The organism is Vibrio sp. J502 (assembly GCF_025397955.1).
Lineage (GTDB): Bacteria > Pseudomonadota > Gammaproteobacteria > Enterobacterales > Vibrionaceae > Vibrio > Vibrio anguillarum.
Genome location: NZ_CP104554.1, coordinates 2,058,509 through 2,077,659, shown reverse-complemented (window position 1 = coordinate 2,077,659; position 19,151 = coordinate 2,058,509). Strand labels below are relative to the sequence as shown.

Annotated in this window: 16 protein-coding genes and 1 tRNA gene; 10 read left to right on the top strand and 7 right to left on the bottom strand. The window is 44.3% G+C overall.

Annotation, left to right across the window (positions count from 1 at the left end; translation table 11 throughout):
• Window positions 1-77, top strand: a tRNA-Trp gene (locus N5E84_RS09600).
• Window positions 78-298: 221 nt separating this feature from the next.
• On the top strand, window positions 299-1,021 hold the full coding sequence (nfsA, locus tag N5E84_RS09595) for an oxygen-insensitive NADPH nitroreductase (protein WP_019282119.1): 723 nt from the start codon (window positions 299-301) through the stop codon (window positions 1,019-1,021).
• Window positions 1,022-1,061: 40 nt separating this feature from the next.
• On the opposite strand, the gene N5E84_RS09590 is transcribed toward nfsA, so the two are convergent.
• The 3 genes from N5E84_RS09590 to rdgC all read right to left on the bottom strand — a co-directional run bounded on the left by N5E84_RS09590 (window position 1,062) and on the right by rdgC (window position 3,796).
• Complete coding sequence (locus N5E84_RS09590) at window positions 1,062-1,316, bottom strand: YfhL family 4Fe-4S dicluster ferredoxin (RefSeq protein ID WP_019282118.1); 255 nt, start codon at window positions 1,314-1,316, stop codon at window positions 1,062-1,064.
• Between the two features lie 2 nt (window positions 1,317-1,318).
• A complete protein-coding gene (gene yegQ, locus N5E84_RS09585; protein ID WP_019282117.1) occupies window positions 1,319-2,719 on the bottom strand; it encodes a tRNA 5-hydroxyuridine modification protein YegQ in 1,401 nt (466 codons plus the stop codon).
• Between the two features lie 162 nt (window positions 2,720-2,881).
• On the bottom strand, window positions 2,882-3,796 hold the full coding sequence (gene rdgC, locus N5E84_RS09580) for a recombination-associated protein RdgC (RefSeq protein ID WP_019282116.1): 915 nt from the start codon (window positions 3,794-3,796) through the stop codon (window positions 2,882-2,884).
• Window positions 3,797-3,986: 190 nt separating this feature from the next.
• Here rdgC and phoB point away from each other — a divergent pair, with 190 nt between their 5' ends.
• From phoB to N5E84_RS09565, 3 genes are read left to right on the top strand one after another with little or no spacing between them, the layout of a single operon-like run.
• Window positions 3,987-4,676, top strand: coding sequence for a phosphate regulon transcriptional regulator PhoB (gene phoB / locus N5E84_RS09575; protein WP_019282115.1), 690 nt, complete (start codon window positions 3,987-3,989; stop codon window positions 4,674-4,676).
• A gap of 20 nt (window positions 4,677-4,696) precedes the next feature.
• Window positions 4,697-5,998: a phosphate regulon sensor histidine kinase PhoR gene (phoR, locus tag N5E84_RS09570; protein WP_019282114.1), complete on the top strand. Its 1,302-nt coding sequence runs from the start codon at window positions 4,697-4,699 to the stop codon at window positions 5,996-5,998.
• Window positions 5,995-6,954: a PstS family phosphate ABC transporter substrate-binding protein gene (locus N5E84_RS09565; protein ID WP_010320433.1), complete on the top strand. Its 960-nt coding sequence runs from the start codon at window positions 5,995-5,997 to the stop codon at window positions 6,952-6,954. The genes phoR and N5E84_RS09565 overlap by 4 nt, the downstream gene beginning before the upstream one ends.
• A 44-nt stretch (window positions 6,955-6,998) precedes the next feature.
• Here N5E84_RS09565 and ppx read toward each other — a convergent pair whose 3' ends face one another.
• The gene (gene ppx / locus N5E84_RS09560) at window positions 6,999-8,504 is read right to left on the bottom strand and encodes an exopolyphosphatase (RefSeq protein ID WP_019282113.1); all 1,506 of its coding nucleotides are present in this window, start codon (window positions 8,502-8,504) and stop codon (window positions 6,999-7,001) included.
• The gene (gene ppk1 / locus N5E84_RS09555) at window positions 8,485-10,584 is read right to left on the bottom strand and encodes a polyphosphate kinase 1 (protein WP_013857518.1); all 2,100 of its coding nucleotides are present in this window, start codon (window positions 10,582-10,584) and stop codon (window positions 8,485-8,487) included. The genes ppx and ppk1 overlap by 20 nt, the downstream gene beginning before the upstream one ends.
• A 249-nt stretch (window positions 10,585-10,833) precedes the next feature.
• Between ppk1 and N5E84_RS09550 the strand changes: the two genes are divergently transcribed.
• The 4 genes from N5E84_RS09550 to phoU are packed head-to-tail and all read left to right on the top strand — an operon-like array spanning window position 10,834 to window position 16,277.
• A complete protein-coding gene (locus N5E84_RS09550; protein WP_019282112.1) occupies window positions 10,834-13,035 on the top strand; it encodes an ABC transporter permease subunit in 2,202 nt (733 codons plus the stop codon).
• Window positions 13,036-13,074: 39 nt separating this feature from the next.
• The gene (gene pstA, locus N5E84_RS09545; protein ID WP_019282111.1) at window positions 13,075-14,721 is read left to right on the top strand and encodes a phosphate ABC transporter permease PstA; all 1,647 of its coding nucleotides are present in this window, start codon (window positions 13,075-13,077) and stop codon (window positions 14,719-14,721) included.
• Between the two features lie 2 nt (window positions 14,722-14,723).
• On the top strand, window positions 14,724-15,542 hold the full coding sequence (gene pstB, locus N5E84_RS09540) for a phosphate ABC transporter ATP-binding protein PstB (protein ID WP_010320428.1): 819 nt from the start codon (window positions 14,724-14,726) through the stop codon (window positions 15,540-15,542).
• A gap of 36 nt (window positions 15,543-15,578) precedes the next feature.
• On the top strand, window positions 15,579-16,277 hold the full coding sequence (phoU, locus tag N5E84_RS09535; RefSeq protein ID WP_010320427.1) for a phosphate signaling complex protein PhoU: 699 nt from the start codon (window positions 15,579-15,581) through the stop codon (window positions 16,275-16,277).
• A 66-nt stretch (window positions 16,278-16,343) separates the two neighbouring features.
• On the opposite strand, the gene N5E84_RS09530 is transcribed toward phoU, so the two are convergent.
• Both N5E84_RS09530 and N5E84_RS09525 read right to left on the bottom strand, forming a co-directional pair.
• A complete protein-coding gene (locus N5E84_RS09530; protein WP_029388210.1) occupies window positions 16,344-17,081 on the bottom strand; it encodes a copper homeostasis protein CutC in 738 nt (245 codons plus the stop codon).
• A 256-nt stretch (window positions 17,082-17,337) separates the two neighbouring features.
• Entirely contained in the window at window positions 17,338-17,949 is a 612-nt protein-coding gene (locus N5E84_RS09525; protein WP_010320425.1) for a peroxiredoxin C, read from the bottom strand.
• A 196-nt stretch (window positions 17,950-18,145) separates the two neighbouring features.
• Here N5E84_RS09525 and N5E84_RS09520 point away from each other — a divergent pair, with 196 nt between their 5' ends.
• Window positions 18,146-19,048, top strand: a complete 903-nt coding sequence (locus N5E84_RS09520; RefSeq protein WP_013857512.1) for a hydrogen peroxide-inducible genes activator — start codon at window positions 18,146-18,148, stop codon at window positions 19,046-19,048.
• Window positions 19,049-19,151: the final 103 nt, after the last annotated feature.

The following is a 19,151-nucleotide window of genomic DNA, read 5'->3' as shown; positions in this document are numbered from 1 at the left end:
AGGGGTGTAGCTCCAACTGGCAGAGCAGCGGATTCCAAATCCGCGTGTTGGGAGTTCGAATCTCTCCACCCCTGCCATCTATCAAGCCTCCGCAGAAATGCTGAGGCTTTTTACTGTTTTTCATCTCCTTATTATTTTTTTAGAACATTCCTGTTCTTCAATAACTTCAATAAAAGTATCGCCCCCATACTGCATTAAAACGATCTTTTCTGTGCTAATTTTAAGTTTGCATTTTTACGGCGTCCGTAGGTAATGCTTGCTAAGATAATGGCAATATCCTCGTAGGGAAAAATATAAGATGAATCCAGTCATTGAAACTATTCTTGCACATCGTTCTATCCGATCTTTTACCGATCAGAAGATAACTCCAGATCAGCTGAGTACAATTATTTCTGCTGGTATTGCGGCATCATCATCGAGCCTATTACAGGTTAATTCAATCATTCGTGTTACGGATAAAGATAAACGCGAGCAGTTGGCTATACTGGCGGGCAACCAAGCTTATGTTGCAAGCGCTGCTGAGTTTTTAGTGTTCTGCATTGACTACCAACGTCATTACGCCATTAATCCTGAGGTAAAACCAGAGCTGATTGAACTCACTTTGATTGGCGCTGTAGACGCTGGGATCATGGCACAAAACTGTTTATTGGCGGCAGAATCGATGGGATTGGGTGGTGTTTATATTGGCGGCTTAAGAAATTCACCTAAAGAAGTGGATGAGTTATTAGAGCTTCCTCCATATTGCGCAGTGTTATTTGGTATGTGTTTGGGGTGTCCGGCTCAGAATCCACAACTAAAACCTCGTTTATCTCCTGAGGTAATTGTTCATGAGAATACCTACCATGCTTTGAGTTATGCTGAAATAGAGCAATATGATGAGACGATGAGGGCTTATTATCAGACGCGTTCTTCCAATACCAAGCAAGCGGCTTGGTCTACAGAGGTAACGGCTAAATTAGCACAAGAATCTCGACCTCATATGTTGAACTATCTCAACAGTAAAGGCTTAGCACACCGATAAAAAAGAGCCCAATCTTAACGATTGGGCTCTTTTACAATGATTAGGCTAAACCTTGAATAACGACGAATTTTTCAAGTAGTTGATGTTCAGTTTCTATGTGTTCTGGATCGGTAATGATGCAGTTTGTTATCGGACATACGGATTGACAGGTGGGCTTGTCGTAATGTCCTTTGCATTCAGTACATAGATTAGGATTAATTTCATAGATCCGGTTGCCCATAGAGATCGCGCCATTTGGGCATTCCGGATCACACATATCACAGTTAATGCATTTACTGGTGATCAATAATGCCATAACTACTTGCCTACGGGGTTACGAGTATCTTGGCCAGCATTCAAGTTACGCATTAACAGAGCAAAGTTTAAATCCAACTCTTCAGGAACCGGGATATAAACAAAGTGACCGTTTCCTTTTGCGTCATCAACAATTTCACCTTTGCGGTTTTCCATTGCTTCAAGTCTGAAGACAATATTCCCTCTTGGGGTCATCAGCTCTAAACTATCACCTAAGATAAACTTGTTTTTAACTTCAACTTCAGCCATTTCACCACGACGTTTACCCGTAAATTCGCCAACAAATTGCTGTGAATCTGAGACTGAATAGCCATAGTCGTAGTTTTGATAAGTATCGTGTGTATGGCGTCGCAAGAAACCTTCGGTATAGCCACGGTGTGCAAGGCTTTCTAAAGTGCCCATCAGGCTTTCATCAAATGGTTTACCTGCAACTGCGTCATCAATTGCTTTGCGGTACACTTGAGCTGTACGAGCGCAATAATAGAAAGATTTAGTACGGCCTTCTATTTTTAATGAATGCACGCCCATTTTCGTCAATCGTTCTACATGCTGTACGGCTCGTAGATCTTTTGAGTTCATAATGTAGGTGCCATGTTCGTCTTCAAAAGCGGCCATCTTCTCTTCTGGACGATGGCTTTCTGAAAGCAAAACCACATCATCAATCGGTTTGCCTAAACCAAGTGTATTATCAGGGCGCTCTTCTTGTATCTCGATAGTTTGAACTGCTGCCGGATCAAATTTCTCGACAATTTGACCTGTTTCGTCTTCTTTGGCTGATTCAACTTTGTATTCCCAACGACATGCATTAGTGCATGTTCCTTGGTTTGGATCACGTTTATTAATGTAGCCAGACAATAGACAGCGACCTGAATAAGCCATGCATAATGCGCCATGAACAAAAATTTCGAGTTCGGTCGTTGGACATTGCTCACGAATTTCTTCAATTTCTTCCAACGAAAGTTCGCGTGATAGGATCACTCGTTCAACGCCTTGAGATGCCCAGAACTTAACCGTTGCCCAGTTAACAGCATTGGCTTGAACTGAAAGGTGAATAGGCATTTCAGGAAATGCTTCACGAACCATCATGATAAGCCCTGGGTCAGACATAATGAGCGCATCAGGTCCCATTTCAACCACAGGCTTTAGATCTCGGATGAATGTCTTAAGTTTTGAGTTGTGGGGTTGAATATTACAAACCACGTACAATTTTTTACCCAAAGCATGTGCTTCATCGATGCCGATTTGTAGGTTTTCATGGTTAAATTCGTTATTGCGTACACGAAGGCTATAACGAGGTTGGCCGGCATAAACGGCATCTGCACCGTAAGCAAACGCATAACGCATGTTTTTTAGGCTGCCCGCCGGTGATAGTAGCTCGGGGACAAAAGGGGTATGTGTGCTCATCGTTTTTCTCTAATCTGATCTCAAGTCAGGCCAATACCACCTGATGGTATTGGAGGGGCGCAAATTTTACGTTAAAAATAACCTTATGCCTAGTAGGGATCGTAAGTGATACAAAAAAGCCCAATACTTTTAAGGGTATTGGGCTTTTGCATGAGGCTTTTGTTAAGCGTTCGGGTGAGGAAGGCCGCCGAGAACGTCAAATAAGTTAGGCAAAAATGCCGACATTTCACCACACATTAATGAGAAATCGGCATCAAAGCGAGCCGCTTGCTCTTCTCGTGGAATATCTTCATTTTGTTCTTTGAGTTCATCGCTAAATGCCAAACGCTTAATGCTACAATCTTCAGCCAGAATAAAACTCAGGCGATCTTGCCAGTTCAATGCCAGTTTAGTGACAACTTTATTGGCTTCAATATGGCTTAAGATCTCATCGCTTGTCAGTTCTTGTTTCTTACAACGGATCACTGCACCATCTTCTAATAATGACTTTAATTCAGCTTCATCCAACAAGCTAAACCCTGGTGGCAGTTCACCACTTTTAACCCACTGAGTAAGTGTTGTTTCTACCGCTTGTTCTGGGATCGCAGGTACTACGGATAGGCTACCCATGGTTTTGCGTAGCAGCGATAAAACGTCTTCAGCTTTTTTGTAGCTTGCTGCATCGACTAAAATGAAGCCTTGCTTGGGTAGGATAAGCACAAAGGTGAGATTGCTGCGGCTAAATGCTCTAGGTAGGAGATCGATGACAATATCTTCCTTGAGGCTTTCCTTCTCCTTTTTCTTGAGAGGTCGCCCTTCTTCCACTTCCATCGCTTCAACTTTGGCATTCAAAGAATCTTTAATGACCGAAGCAGGTAACATCTTTTCTTCTTTTTTCGCGCAGATCAGAATACGGTCTTCAGAAACGTGGGTCATCATGTCGCCGTGTTTACCCATTGCGTTAACCCAACCAAATTTTTGCTTATCTTGGCTGCCGCATGGCGTAAAACGAAATTCGGCCAGTTGTTTTTCGAGCTGATCGGCGTTGAATTCTACATCGCGATTAACACGATAAACCATACAGTTTTTAAACCACATATTCTTTCTCTTACTTAATTAGAAGACGCAACATGATAGGGGATTTGAAAGCTAAAGTCTTAAATCAATTTCAAAATATAATCATGAACTTGATAAGAAACTTATATGAAAAATTGTTTGCAAAGGTCACAAAAGTGTCATAATTGTTTCCCATAATGCATAGCGTTGATTACATAGAAAGGTTATTCAAATGTCTAGAAGGATTCTGGTTGTTGAAGACGAAGCACCCATTCGCGAAATGTTGTGTTTCGTGCTTGAGCAAAAAGGTTATCAAGCTGTTGAAGCGGAAGATTACGACACGGCGGTGAGTAAACTGGCTGAACCCTTTCCCGATCTTGTGTTATTAGATTGGATGTTGCCCGGCGGGAGTGGTATCAACTTTATTAAGCATATGAAGCGTGAAGAATTAACACGCAACATTCCGGTTGTGATGTTAACCGCCCGTGGTGAAGAAGAAGATAAAGTTCGCGGCCTTGAAGTGGGTGCGGATGATTACATAACCAAACCTTTTTCGCCTAAAGAGTTGGTCGCTCGTTTGAAAGCAGTTATCCGGCGCGTCACACCGACAGCACTGGAAGATGCGATCGACGTGCAAGGATTGAAGTTAGATCCTGTCTCTCATCGAGTAATGGCTAATGATAATGCCTTAGAGATGGGGCCGACGGAATTCAAAATGCTACACTTTTTTATGACGCATCAAGAACGCGTCTATAGCCGTGAACAGTTATTGAACAATGTGTGGGGTACCAACGTTTATGTTGAAGACCGCACTGTCGATGTTCATATACGCCGTCTGAGAAAAGCGTTAGAAGAGGCTGGCCATGATAAATTAATTCAAACAGTGCGTGGTGCCGGCTATCGCTTTTCATCCAGAACATAAAGGATTAATTAAGGTACGAAATGGTTGAACGTTTAACGTGGAAAAGGCTGGCTTGGGAGCTGGCTTTTTTTTACTCTCCTTGGATTGTCGTTGGCTGGATCTTTGGCCATATGGCTTGGCTGCTGCTAGCGGCTACGGCGTTGCAATTAATTTGGCATTTGCATAACCAAATGCGCTTGTCGGCTTGGTTGTGGGATGAAAAACGTTTAACGCCGCCTTCTGGGACTGGAAATTGGGAATACCTGTTTAATGGGATTTATCGTTTACAGCAACGCCAACGTAAAAAACGCAAAGAACTGACCAATTTGATCCGCCGCTTTCGTAACGGGGCTGAGTCGCTACCCGATGCGGTGGTGGTGTTTCGTGATGAAGGGAACATTGTTTGGTGTAACCGACTTGCACAGCACCTACTCGGTTTTCGCTGGCCAGACGATGCAGGTCAACCTATCTCAAATTTATTGCGCACCCCTGATTTTATCAAATATCTGCAAAAAGATGATTTCACAGAACCACTTGAAATGCGCTCTCCACTTAATGTTGAGCGTATGTTAGAGCTGCGTATTGTGCCTTACACAGAAGGTGAGCATTTGATGGTTGTGCGTGATGTCACTCAGTTGAAACAGTTAGAAGGCATGCGCCGAAATTTCTTTGCTAACGTTTCTCATGAACTGAGAACCCCAATGACGGTGCTGCAAGGGTATCTTGAGATGACAGAAGACCCTGACATGCTGGTAGGGCCGATGTGGCCCAAGGCACATGGAGTGATGACTGAACAGTTAAACCGCATGAACAGTTTAGTCAATCAACTGCTGACGTTGTCAAAAATTGAAGCGGCGCCGATGCATGAGCTGGATGAAATGGTTGATGTTCCGGCTATGTTGGAAGTACTTGAAAAAGAAGCGATCAGTTTAAGTGGTGATCATCATCACCGACTGCATTTTGATGTCGATAAGCGACTTAAAGTATTGGCCGATGAAGATCAACTACGCAGTGCTATATCAAACCTTGTTTATAACGCTGTCAAATATACGCCTCCAGGAGCGGAAATTAATGTGCGTTGGTATCAAAACGCGCAAGGTGCTTGTTTAGACGTGGTGGATAAAGGGGAAGGGATCGAGCCACAGCATTTACATCGTTTAACGGAACGTTTTTATCGTGTCGATAAAGCTCGTTCGCGAGATACCGGAGGAAGTGGGCTTGGGCTCGCGATTGTTAAGCATGCATTGTCACATCATGACACGCATTTGCAGATTCACAGTGAAGTGGGCGTTGGCAGCAAATTCTCTTTTATTTTGCCTAAACGTTTGGTTGTGCCGTCATGAGACATCGCATATTTACAGCCTTTCTCTGTTTTTATTTGCTGGTTACCACGAACGCCGTGAGCGCTCAGCCACTCGTGGATTACTCAAAAACTAACGGTGTTGTAGGTAGCCTGCTATCGGTGGGGTCAGACACACTGGCAGGAATGACGACGCTGTGGGTTGAAGAGTTTAAGACGATTTACCCAAATATCAATGCTCAAGTACAAGCCTCAGGTTCTTCCACTGCGCCTCCTGCTTTAACTGAAGGAACGGCGCAATTTGGCCCAATGAGTCGCCCGATGCGTGGTCGTGAGATTGAAGCATTTGAACGCGCTCACGGTTATAAGCCGACGGCATTGCGGGTTGCGATAGATGCCATTGGTATTTTTGTACATCGAGATAATTCAATCAAAGGGCTTAATTTTACTCAATTAGACAGTATTTTCTCATCCACGTTACGCTGCGGTGCAACACAACCGACTAATACTTGGGCGCAATTGGGCATTGATGAGGATTGGGCCAAGCGGGGAATTCAACTGTTTGGCCGAAATTCGGTGTCGGGAACTTATGGCTATTTCAAACAAAACGCACTGTGTGGTGGCGATTTCAAAAAGGGAGTAAACGAGCAGCCGGGATCGGCATCGGTTGTACAATCGGTTGCTTCATCGATCAATACTATCGGTTATTCTGGTGTTGGTTATCAGGTTTCTGGTGTGAAATTGATTCCGATAGCCAAACAAGGCGATCAGTTTATTGCCGCAAGTTATGAAAATATTCTATCAGGTGCTTATCCGTTATCTCGCTATTTGTATGTGTATGTGAATAAACACCCTAATCAGGATCTGCCACCCATGCAGCGAGAATTTATTCGTTTCATTTTTTCTAAGCAAGGACAAGCGATCGTTGGGAAAGATGGTTATGTGCCTGTCAGTGCCGAGTTTGCTTTGCAAGAACTAGCCAAAGTGGGCATAAAATAACGAGCTGAACGCTCGCTATTTTTTATCAAATCCAACTGCTCAAATCAAAAATTGAGTTGCCAACCGACACTTCGCCAATACTGTTGTTCGCACATCAGATCCGCATGTAATAATTTATTATTTTCTAACCAATTGGCGTCTTCACATTCTAGTTTCCACTCATCATCTTTTGCGCTGAGCGTCAGCTCAGGAAGAGGATCATCATTACGTTGGCTATTGACAACAATCGCTAAACGCAACACACGGATGAGGCCAATGATGTGCTTTTTCTTAAACAGCGTAAAATCATTCATTTCTTGCAGCTTGAGGGATTTGCGTTGAAAGCGCGCTAAGGTCGACAGTACCTGTTGCTGTTCGCTGTTAAAACCGGGCATGTTGGTGTGACGCAGAATATAAGCAGAGTGTCGGTGAAAGCCTTGTAAGTTGATGCTCAATCCCACCTCATGCAATAACGCTCCCCATTCCAAAAGATCAAACAGTTCGCTGCCTTTTTTCAATCCTAGCTCTGGGGTCACATTCTGTAGAAACTCTTTTGCATGGCCTTTGACTTTAGCGGCATGCTCTAAGTCGACTAGATGCTTCATCGCGAGGTTTTCAGTGGTGCGTAAACGGATATCGGAATACTTGAACCGATCTTCCATCTCATAAAGCAAGCCTTCTCGTAATGCACCATCAGAAAAATGCATCTCTTTCACACGCAGCGATTTTAAAACCGCGCTTAAAATGGCAACTCCCGCAGCAAAAACGGGTTTTCTATCGTCAGTCAATGCGCTGAGTTCGATCTCATCAATACTTTGCCATTCACAGAGTTTTTCAATGAGTTTATTGACCCGCTCAAGCGTGATGATGCCATCATCAAAGCCCAAACCAATCAGTACTTCGTGAATGGCTTTGATGGTTCCTGACGAGCCGAAGGCGACTTCCCACCCTTTTTTGCGATATTTCGCCGCAATAGATTCGATTTTTTGCTCGGCGGATAATATCGCATGAGCGAAGTTTCTGCTTGAAAGCCTACCATCAGCGAAGTAACGGTCAGTATAGCTGACGCATCCCATTTGCTTGCTGTTGATTAGGTCTGGATCAAACCCTTGGCCAATCACCATCTCGGTACTACCGCCACCGATATCCACCACCAACATAGACGCTGCTTGAGGTTGAGTATGTGCCACGCCTAAATAAATTAAGCGTGCTTCCTCAGCCCCGGGAATGATTTCAATAGGGAAAGGCAGTACCTGTTTGGCTCGTTGCAAGAATGTATGAGCATTATTGGCTTGACGCAGCGTATGCGTGGCCGCGATGCGAACGTTTTCAGGTTCAAAACCTTGTAGCCGCTCGGCAAACATTGCTAAGCATTCAAGTCCTCGCTCTATGGCATCGGCATCCAAATTTTTTTGTTCATCTAACCCAGCCGCCAAGCGTACACGTTGCTTATGACGGCTCACCAGTTGCAGGTCTTGATCGACGACTTTGGCCACCACCATATGAAAGCTGTTAGAGCCTAAATCGATGGCCGCAATATCGCGAATAGTATTAGTTGGGTTGATTGTCATGTAAGGGTTCTTTGCTCTTTCTGGTCTGTCTTTCTACATTCTTAAGATAGTCGTAGATGGCAAATTGCGAACGCACTTTTTTACGGTTACCACGTTCTACATAATTATTGCTCATCTCTTTGTCTATCCAGCGCGCTTTCACTGTATCGGTAAATTGTAAATTCATTATGTCAATCATACGCTGTTTCAAACGTGGGTCACGAATTGGTGTCGTTACTTCGATACGATGATCGATATTGCGCGTCATCCAGTCGGCAGAGGAGATATACACCAGCGGGTTGCCATCATTGTGCGTAATAATGACACGAGGGTGTTCCAAAAAGCGATCAACGATGCTGATGATTTTGATATTGTCACTCACGCCCTCAATTCCCGGAACCAGTGAACACATGCCCCGGACGATCATCTTAATTTGTACGCCCGCGCTACTCGCACCATACAGTTTATTGATCAACCCTTTATCCACTAAGTTATTTAACTTTAAAGTGATTGCGGCTTTTTTACCAAGTTTCACATTGGCGATTTCACTGTCGATTAATCGATAAAGCTGAATACGAGAGTTTCTTGGCGACACAATGAGATGGCTAAATTTAACTGGGCGGTAAGGGTTTTCAATATAGCCAAACACGTTTCGTACTTCGGTAGCAATTTCATTGTCGGCGGTCAGGAGTGAAAAGTCCGTATAGATACGGGCGGTTTTTTCATGGAAGTTGCCCGTGCCTATGTGTGCGTAGCGAACGATGTTGTCCTGTTCTTTGCGGCTAATGAGCAGCAATTTAGAGTGAATTTTTAATCCGGGAGCACCGAAAATTACTTGGACCCCCGCTTCGGTTAAAATACGTGACCATTCAATGTTGGCTTCTTCATCAAACCGTGCTTGTAACTCAACCACTACCACCACTCGTTTGCCATTGTGTACTGCATCGACGAGCGAGTTCATTAGGCGAGAATCTTTGGCAACACGATAAATATTAATTTTGATGCTGATCACTTTGGGATCAAACGAGGCTTGTCTTACCAACTCGGTAATGTGTTCAAATGAGTGGTAAGGGTAGTGAAGTAGAATATCCTGAGCGCGAATCGCATCAAATGCATTGGCAAAACCTTCAAAGTCAGCACATTGCATGGGTGGTAGCGGCTTGTTTTCTAAATAGTCACGCCCCACGTTTGGGAACCCAATAAAATCTTTAAAGTTATGGTAACGACCACCAGGAAGAAGGCTATCATAGTGCGATATTTTGAGTTTTTCGCACAAAAATTTAAGCATTTTTGTCGGCATTTCTCGTTCATAAACAAAGCGTACGGGCATAGCACTTAAGCGTTGATTCAACCCTTCTGACATCTGTTCTAACAAACTGTATTCGACTTCCCGTCGCAAGTCATATTCCGCATCACGTGTCATTTTCATCGCGTAACCCGTGAGCTCTTCATAGTCAAAAAATCCGCGGAAAATCTCATCAAGGCAGTGGCGAATGATGTTGTCCAATAAGATGATGGTTTTGCGGCGTTTGCCCTTTTGCTCCGGCACCATGACAAAGCGCGGTAGGTGGTCTGTCGGGATTTCAATCAGCGCATATTGGCTGCGGTCATTGTGTTTGAGATCAACGGCAATATAGGCGTATTCATCTTTCAAAAATTGCATGACATCAATGTCGTCAGTCATGAGCAGCGGTGTAATATGCGGGCGCACTTCTTTATGGAAATACTTAGTGATCCATTTTTTCTGAGTCTCGTCCAACTGCGTTTCATTAACCAAGAAGATACGGCGACGTGCCATTTCTAAAATAAGCTCATTATAGAGATTGTCGAAATCTTGGTTGAGTTTGAACGCCTTACTTTGCATTCGTGTCAGCAAATGCTTGGTAGTATCGTTACCACCACGTTCTCGGTTGATCAAAATTTGCCGTTTTACATCGGAAAAGCGAACTTTATAGAACTCATCCAGATTGTTAGAAAAAATACCTAAAAACCGTATTCTCTCGATTAAAGGCACGGTTTTATCTGCGGCTTCTTGCAATACGCGTTCATTAAACGAAAGCCAGCTCAATTCCTTGTCGATATACAACTTGTCCGTACTCATTCATGTTACCTTTTAACTCAATTGACGTTTTTTACTGACTCACCCTCTGTGTGCTGATTGTGCGATTCTGCACAGCAATCAATTCGGGTATTGATGATTATGCAAACTATGCCTTTTATGTGACATTTTTATTTCAAGTAGGCAAGTTGAGTATAGTTGTTTTATTTTCAGTCGTTTATTGCGAGTTGTAATATACTTGTCACGAAAATTACATATTATACGCAGACAAGAAAAAGGGTAGAGAGAGCAATGGCACCAAGTGAATTTTCATTGAAGGAACGTGACAGAAAACGGTTGATAAAAGACCGTTTGGTTCGCCTTGCAGTGAGTTTTGGTGGCGTGAGTGTACTTGGCGCTTTAGTGCTGATTTTTGTCTATCTTGCGATGGTTGTTTTCCCTCTTTTTGGTAGCGCAAAAATTGAAAGGAACGTGGCGCAAGTGAGTATAACCACTTCCAATCCTCAATTTTTGGCCATAGATGAATACGGCGAGAATGCCTTTGTTGTTGACCTTGACGGCAGCATGAACTTTTGGCCCTTGGACGGCAAAACGGAACACGCATTGTGGTCGGATAGTCTCCCTATTCGCGTTGATCTTTTTAGCCAAGCTCCCCCGCTGGATGGATGGTTTGCCGCTAGCAATGCGGCGGGAGAGGTCTTTATTGCTCGCCCTAAATTCAGTTATCTGCATAGCATGGAAGGTCGCCAGTTTTCTCCTTATCTTGAGCGCGTCAGTTTACCCTCTACCTTTCGGCTGGCTCATAAAACGCAAACGTTACGCCAGTTTGCCTTCGCCGTTACTGATGAGGTACTTTTCTTCGCTTCTTATCTCGATAATGATGAGGTGATAGTACAAACCTTAACGAGTGATAACGTCGAGCCAATTCAGCGCTTTGTGTTTCAAGGCTCATTTCCTTCTTTGGACCAATTGCTTTTTACGCCAGATGGTAAAACGCTTTATCTTCGCTCAGGGTCCGAATTGGTTGTTGCAGTTAAGAGTCGTCAAGGTTATTTCGTGCGAGAAGTGGTTGATTTAAGCCAAGGTAATTCCGATCGAGCCGTGACACAAATCAACTTATTGTCCGGTGCTTATTCGCTACTGGTGACTCACCGTAACGGCTTAGTGTCACAATGGTTTGATGTGCTGCAAAATGAAGAACGTCAACTGACTCAGATTCGTAAGTTTAAATTAGCGCCGCAGGTGACGCTGTTACTGCCGGATACTTATCGCAAAGGTTTTTACAGTTTCTACCCTAATGGCACAATCCAAAGTCATTATACGACCAGTGAAAAACTGGTGTTGTTTGAGAGGATGTACAACAAAGCCCCTCAATTGGCCGCCATGTCCAATAATGAGCTTTATCTCGCTACGTTAAGCGAGCAGAAGATCAGCGTGGCAAAAGTGGATAATGATTATCCTGAAATATCACTCTCATCATTGTGGCAAAAAGTGTGGTACGAAAGTTATCCAGAGCCTCAATATGTGTGGCAATCGACGTCAGCGAACGATGAATTTGAGCCTAAGTTTAGCCTAGTACCGATAGCCTTTGGCACTCTTAAGGCCGCAGCATACGCAATGTTATTTGCAATACCGATTGCGGTGTTTGGCGCGATTTACACGGCTTATTTTATGTCACCGAGAATGCGCCGAGTGGTGAAGCCGTCGATTGAATTGATGGAAGCGTTACCAACCGTCATTATTGGTTTTTTAGCGGGGTTGTGGTTTGCACCATTAATTGAAAGCCATCTCGCGGCGGTCGGAGCGCTGCTGCTATTTTTACCCATTGTGATGTTACTCGTTGGGCTAGGTTGGCACCTGTTACCGAGAGCATGGGTGCGAAATTTTTCAAATGGGTGGCACGCATTGATACTAATCCCCGTATTAGTCGTTAGTGCAGTGGTTATCTTTTCGTATAGCAGCCAAATTGAAGTTTGGCTATTTGATGGCGATATTCAGATTTATCTCGCGCAAAACGGCATCGATTTTGATCAGCGCAATGCGCTGGTGGTTGGTTTTGCTATGGGCTTTGCCGTCATTCCAACCATTTTCACTATTGCGGAAGATGCGATCTTTTCCGTACCTAAACATCTTTCTGATGGGTCATTAGCATTAGGCGCAACACCTTGGCAGACATTAACCAAAGTCGTGTTGTTAACGGCAAGTCCTGGCATATTCTCGGCGATCATGATGGGCTTGGGGCGAGCCGTCGGAGAAACAATGATCGTTCTTATGGCGACGGGTAATACACCCATTTTAGATTGGAATATTTTAGAAGGGATGCGCACCTTATCGGCAACGATTGCGGTTGAGTTACCAGAGTCGGAAGTGGGGAACTCCCATTATCGGTTGCTTTTTTTAGCGGCACTATTGCTACTCATGTTCACCTTTTGTGTGAACTCGATTGCTGAATGGGTCAGACAAAGGTTGCGTGCCAAATATCGCGCTTTGTAATCAAGGTGCTTTGTAATCAATTGGGAAAAATCATCACAAATGTTTAAGTGGTTTCAATCAGGTTCACCTTGGATATGGTTAACAGGCGGTGCTGTCAGCATCAGCCTGATTTCGGTATTGGGCTTGCTCCTGTTTATTGGTTGGAAAGGATTAACCTATTTTTGGCCGACGCCACTTTATCAATGGCAAACTCAAGAGGGGCAAGCACTGGTTGGTCAGCTCTACTCTGAGGAAAATGTGCCATTAACACACTTAAGAGCGTTAGATATTACATGGCCCAAAGCCATACTGGATGCTGGGGAAGTGAAGCGGCTCAGTATCAAAGTCGCTAACCGAGAGCGAAATCATGCGGACTTTGTTTCGATACTGGATGTTAAACTGTCGGATAAACAAATGCCTAGCGGGTGGGCGGTAATAGAACGTAAGAGTAACGGACAGTTTTATGGCAAGCCGATTGCTTATGTGCAAACCGATGGAAGCGAGAGTTCGGATGTTCAGACCATGCTCGCTGCAGGGATGCAGGATGTCGCGTTATTGAGAGAGCAAATTGACGATGTGATTGACCAAGAGATCCGAGTCATTGGCTTTGCCGCCGAAAAATTACGTTTAGAGAAGCGTCGTAAAGAACTCAATGGAAAGCTAGAACGAACCTATTTAGATCACTATTTTCATAAAAAGCAGGATTTGGATAGCCAATTAGCTATTGCCGAACAAAAGCTAGATGCGCTGCGCCAGCAAATGAATGGACCGTCGTTGATTGTTGAAGAGATGAGTGGGCAACGAGTGGCGATTCCACTTAGTCAAATTCTCGATATTTGGTATCCCAATGATATGACTTTGGGGCAAAAATTGGTCCAGTGGGGAAAGCAGGTGTGGCTCTTCCTATCAGAAGATCCCCGAGAATCGAACTCTGAAGGCGGCGTATTTCCAGCCATCTTTGGTACAGTGCTATTGGTGTTGTTGATGTCGGTTATTGTCATGCCACTTGGTGTTGTGGCGGCTATTTATCTGCACGAATACGCAAAAGAGAATCTATTTACTCGTATCATTCGTGTTGCGGTTATCAACCTTGCTGGTGTGCCATCGATTGTTTATGGGGTATTTGGTCTTGGTTTTTTTGTTTACACCATAGGCTCATCGATTGATACGCTACTCTATAGCGAAAGGTTACCAGCCCCCACTTTTGGTACGCCTGGCTTACTGTGGTCGGCGCTCACATTAGCGGTGTTAACTCTACCCGTAGTGATTGTGACGACGGAAGAAGGGTTAACACGGATTCCCAGCGCAGTACGCCATGGCTCGTTAGCATTGGGCGCTACCCATTTTGAGACGATTTGGCGCATAGTATTGCCAATGGCAAGCCCTGCGATTATTACTGGGCTTATCCTCGCCATTGCGCGAGCCGCGGGTGAGGTTGCCCCTTTGATGCTGGTGGGTGTGGTCAAACTGGCGTCAAGTTTGCCTGTGGATGGCGAGTTTCCCTTTGTACATCTTGAGCGAAAATTCATGCACTTAGGTTTTCATATTTACGATGTTGGTTTCCAAACGACCAACATCGAAGCGGCTAGGCCACTGGTGTACGCCACTTCATTTTTATTGGTGACAGTGATTGTGGCACTGAATTTAACGGCCATCAGTATCCGCAATAACTTGCGTGAGAAATATCGAACGTTAGGGCAAGATTAATTATGTTTTCCATCAATCAAACTTTGGGTTATCACGCCCCGTTAGATGTCAATAATCTGAGCGATCAACAAACGGCGATTGCGATTGAAGATCTGAATCTGTTCTATAAACAGACTTGTGCGCTGAGCCATATCTCAATGCGTATTCCCAAAGGACAAGTAACGGCGTTTATCGGCCCTTCCGGTTGTGGTAAGTCAACCTTACTGCGCTGTATTAACCGGATGAACGATCTGGTCGAAGGGTGTCGAGTTGAAGGTGAAGTCAAATTGCATGGTAGAAATGTCTATCATCCAGATGTGGATGTTGCCACGTTGCGCCGCCGAGTGGGGATGGTATTCCAACGCCCCAACCCATTTCCGAAATCCATTTATGAAAACGTGGTGTATGGGCTTCGTCTACAAGGAATTAAAAATAGCCGTACTTTAGATGACTCAGTTGAGCGAGCTTTAAGAGCCGCTGCGTTATGGGATGAAGTGAAGCATCGCCTACATGAAAATGCATTTGGCCTTTCGGGTGGGCAGCAGCAACGCTTAGTGATCGCCAGAGCGATTGCTATTGAGCCAGAAGTGCTGTTGCTTGATGAGCCAACGTCCGCGTTAGATCCTATTTCTACGTTGACCATCGAAGAGTTGATTAACGATCTCAAAACCAAATACACAGTGGTGATTGTGACGCACAACATGCAACAAGCGGCAAGAGTGAGCGATCATACGGCTTTTATCCATATGGGGAAATTGATTGAGTATGCGGATACTGACTCTATTTTCACCTCCCCATTGAAAAAACAGACGGAAGACTATATTACTGGTCGATATGGTTAATACTTTCGTCAATAGCGATATTCAAAAGGAACGATGATGCATCTAGGTCGCCACATTTCAGGACAGTTCAATGTTGAACTTGAATCGATTCGCACTCATGTATTGACGATGGGCGGGCTGGTGGAGCAACAACTCTCTTTTGCGATGCAAGCATTGCATAAAGATGATGCCGATCTGGCCAGAAAAGTCGTTCGGGATGATCACAAAGTGAATGCGATGGAAGTCTCTATTGATGAGGCTTGCACGCGTATTATCGCTAAGCGACAACCGACAGCTAAGGATCTGCGCTTGATCATGGCGATCATCAAAACCATCACCGACCTTGAACGAATTGGTGATGTTGCCACCAAAATTGCCTACGTCACTATCGAAAGCCCTTCACCTAAAGAGAGCAAATTTCGAGTTTCTCTTGAACCTCTATGCCGACAAGCCATTGCAATGTTGCACCAAGTGTTGGATGCTTTTGCGCGGATGGATCTTGAATCGGCTGCTGAAGTGTACCGCTTGGATGACAAGCTGGATGCCGAATACGAAGCAGTGATCCGCCAACTGATGACCTATATGATGGAAGACCCTAAAAATATCCCACATATATTACAAGTCATGTGGTCTGCACGAGCCATCGAACGCGTGGGCGATCGCTGCCAGAATATCTGCGAATACATCATCTATTTTGTCAAAGGTAAGGATGTGCGCCACTTAGGTAAACAATCGATTGATGACATCCTCAAATAGCCTTTTGGATAAAGTAAGGTGAAGGAAAGTTATTCACCTTACATCAAGACATAACGGTCGCCGAAGTTAAGAAAGCTGGCGTAATACCTCTTGGATTTTAGCCGGATCGGTAATTGGGATGAGGGTGTCATCGACAGACTCTTGGCCCATTCTCACCGCATTGGCGATCATATCCATGCTACTTGCACGCGTGGTTTTGCCGGACAAATGCACTTCAGTGATGCCCGTTTCACGGATAATGTCAGCCACGTTTGATGCGTTTAAGCCAGCCCCAGCCATAATAGAGAATCGGCCATTCGCCAGTTTCACCATGTGTGAAATTACGGCTCGTCCTGCATAGGCATCTGGCGCTAACCCTGAAGTAAGTACACGCTCACACCCTAATTTTGCAATGTCTTCAATCGCTTGTTCATAGCTGTGGCATTGATCAATCGCACGGTGGAAAGTGGTACCCAACCCTTGCGCAGCTTGCATCATCAGTAAGCTTGCTTCAAGGTTGATGGTGCGATTCGGATTCAAAATACCAAAGACGATGCCGTCTAGTCCCGCCTGTTTTGCCATCTCGATATCGATCAACATCGAATCGAGATCATCCTGATCATAAAGAAAGTCGCCTTGACGTGGACGAATCATCGCGTAAACAGGAACGCTCGATATTTGTGCGGCCTTTTTCATTAAACCAAAGCTGGGCGTCAGTCCACCCAATGCGAGCGACGAACACAATTCAATGCGAGTAGCCCCGCCTTTAATGGCGTTGTGTAGCGATTCAATATTATCAATACACACTTCAACTTGAATATTCATAGTAAAATCCTACTGGAAAAATTTGGTTAATGTTAGCAAGTTAGAGTAGTGACGTCTGTGTGATTGAGGTGAGAAATAGGGGTAAAGTTTACCAACCAATGCTGCCTCATTTTCGCTAAATGAACGACAACGAAAAAGCCCAAAGCGTTAGCTTTGGGCTTGGATAAGGACTTTACTTCTTAACTGATTGGCGATGCGTTTTACGCTTTATTATATGTCCAACCATTGACCCGAGTTGAGCGCGGGCTAAGGAGAATTATTTTTTGCCTAGGTCGTCTGAGTGCTCAGCTAGGAATGCTGCAACACCTTTTGGAGATGCATCCATACCGGCTTTGCCTTCTTCCCACTGTGCTGGGCACACTTCACCATTCTTTTGGTGGAAGTTAAGCGCATCAACCATACGTAGCATTTCGTCGATGTTACGGCCTAGTGGTAGGTCGTTCACAACTTGGTGACGTACAAGACCATCTTCGTCGATGAGGAAAGAACCACGGAAAGCAACGCCTGCTTCTGGGTGTTCAACATCGTACGCTTTACAGATTTCGTGCTTCACGTCAGCGATTAGCGGGTATTTTACTTGGCCAATGCCACCGTTTTCGATAGCGGTATTACGCCATGCGTTGTGAGAGAATTGAGAATCGATAGATACACCGATTACTTCAACGCCTTTCGCTTGGAAATCTTCGAAGCGTTTGTCAAAAGCGATAAGCTCTGATGGGCAAACGAAAGTGAAGTCTAGTGGGTAGAAGAAAACAACCGCTTTCTTACCTTTAGTAAATTCTGCGAAGTTGAAGCTATCAACGATTTCACCGTTACCAAGAACAGCTGCTGCAGTAAAATCAGGGGCTTTACGACCAACTAGTACCATTTTTTTGCTCCTAAGAATAAGGTTTAGTTCCAAACCAGTGATGAGCACTGGTCCAGTCCGTTTTTGAACGAGACAAACTATAGTACAGATTGTAGGATAGTAAAAAGCGAAATAAATAGATTAGTCTCATCGAAAAAAGCGATGAGCTCTAATGACGGAATCAGAAACGGCACTCAAATAAGATAGTAGTAGAACGATGAATAAATGGCCCAGTTTGAAGCAGTTGCACTATTTAGTAACACTCTACGAAACACGGCACTTTAGTGATGCCGCTGAACGTTGTTTTGTTAGTCAATCTACCCTAAGTAAAGGGATCCAAAATTTAGAGGAATTAATAGGTTGCCCGCTTTATGAAAAGGATAAGAAAGCTCCGTTAGTGTTTACTCAAGCAGGAGAGCTGGTTGTTAGCCAAGGAAGAGAGTTACTTGCCAAAGGACAAGATTTAGTGGAACTCGGCAAGGTTTGCCAAGGCGATGAGATGCAAGGTCAGCTTAAGCTGGGTTGTATTCCAACCATTGCTCCATTTTTACTGTGTGATTTAGTGCAAGAAGTGAATGTCCGCTTTCCGAAGTTGAACTTATTATTACGAGAAGATACGACGACGAACCTTTTGGCTGCACTGCGTCATGGAGAGCTTGATGTGTTGATTTTGGCTTTGCCTGTCGATATCGGCAAAATGGAGAGTCGAGTCGTGGGGATTGATCCATTCAAAATGGTGATCAGCCGTCATCAAATGGATAGCATCCGTGTGCCAATCAAGTATGCTGACCTGCCTGATGAATCGGTGTTTTTGCTCGAAAATGTGCACTGTTTAACGGATCATGCTGTGTCGGCTTGCAAGTTGACCGCCAAAGAGAAAATTAATCCATTTACCGCAACCAGTTTACATACCTTAGTGCAGATGGTCGCCAATGGTTTAGGGACGACTTTCATTCCACAAATGGCAATCAATCATGGCTTAGTTGAAAACCAAAATTTAGTGGTCATCGAGCCTCCTGGCCAGCAAGCGTATCGAGAGATTGGTTTAGTCTGGCGGCCAAGTTCATCGCGAACTCACACTTTTAAGCAGTTAGCGGATGTGGTTTCTGGTTTACTTTAGCGATTAGTCTTACTCTTTCCTTTGCCTAAAAAATCAAAAAGTCACTTTTAATGTGGCTTTTTTCAGTTTTTTATTCTGTTAGTGTTTTTAAACTTGTAAAATT

What these genes read in the sequence shown, in the direction of transcription:
- N5E84_RS09550 (WP_019282112.1), top strand. Translation starts at nt 10,834, where the DNA reads ATGGCACCAAGTGAATTTTCATTGAAGGAACGTGACAGAAAACGGTTG.
- pstB (WP_010320428.1), top strand. Translation starts at nt 14,724, where the DNA reads ATGTTTTCCATCAATCAAACTTTGGGTTATCACGCCCCGTTAGATGTC.
- ppx (WP_019282113.1), bottom strand. Translation starts at nt 8,504, where the DNA reads ATGACAATCAACCCAACTAATACTATTCGCGATATTGCGGCCATCGAT.
- ppk1 (WP_013857518.1), bottom strand. Translation starts at nt 10,584, where the DNA reads ATGAGTACGGACAAGTTGTATATCGACAAGGAATTGAGCTGGCTTTCG.
- rdgC (WP_019282116.1), bottom strand. Translation starts at nt 3,796, where the DNA reads ATGTGGTTTAAAAACTGTATGGTTTATCGTGTTAATCGCGATGTAGAA.
- N5E84_RS09530 (WP_029388210.1), bottom strand. Translation starts at nt 17,081, where the DNA reads ATGAATATTCAAGTTGAAGTGTGTATTGATAATATTGAATCGCTACAC.
- phoR (WP_019282114.1), top strand. Translation starts at nt 4,697, where the DNA reads ATGGTTGAACGTTTAACGTGGAAAAGGCTGGCTTGGGAGCTGGCTTTT.
- yegQ (WP_019282117.1), bottom strand. Translation starts at nt 2,719, where the DNA reads ATGAGCACACATACCCCTTTTGTCCCCGAGCTACTATCACCGGCGGGC.
- pstA (WP_019282111.1), top strand. Translation starts at nt 13,075, where the DNA reads ATGTTTAAGTGGTTTCAATCAGGTTCACCTTGGATATGGTTAACAGGC.
- N5E84_RS09520 (WP_013857512.1), top strand. Translation starts at nt 18,146, where the DNA reads ATGAATAAATGGCCCAGTTTGAAGCAGTTGCACTATTTAGTAACACTC.
- N5E84_RS09590 (WP_019282118.1), bottom strand. Translation starts at nt 1,316, where the DNA reads ATGGCATTATTGATCACCAGTAAATGCATTAACTGTGATATGTGTGAT.
- nfsA (WP_019282119.1), top strand. Translation starts at nt 299, where the DNA reads ATGAATCCAGTCATTGAAACTATTCTTGCACATCGTTCTATCCGATCT.
- N5E84_RS09525 (WP_010320425.1), bottom strand. Translation starts at nt 17,949, where the DNA reads ATGGTACTAGTTGGTCGTAAAGCCCCTGATTTTACTGCAGCAGCTGTT.
- N5E84_RS09565 (WP_010320433.1), top strand. Translation starts at nt 5,995, where the DNA reads ATGAGACATCGCATATTTACAGCCTTTCTCTGTTTTTATTTGCTGGTT.
- phoU (WP_010320427.1), top strand. Translation starts at nt 15,579, where the DNA reads ATGCATCTAGGTCGCCACATTTCAGGACAGTTCAATGTTGAACTTGAA.
- phoB (WP_019282115.1), top strand. Translation starts at nt 3,987, where the DNA reads ATGTCTAGAAGGATTCTGGTTGTTGAAGACGAAGCACCCATTCGCGAA.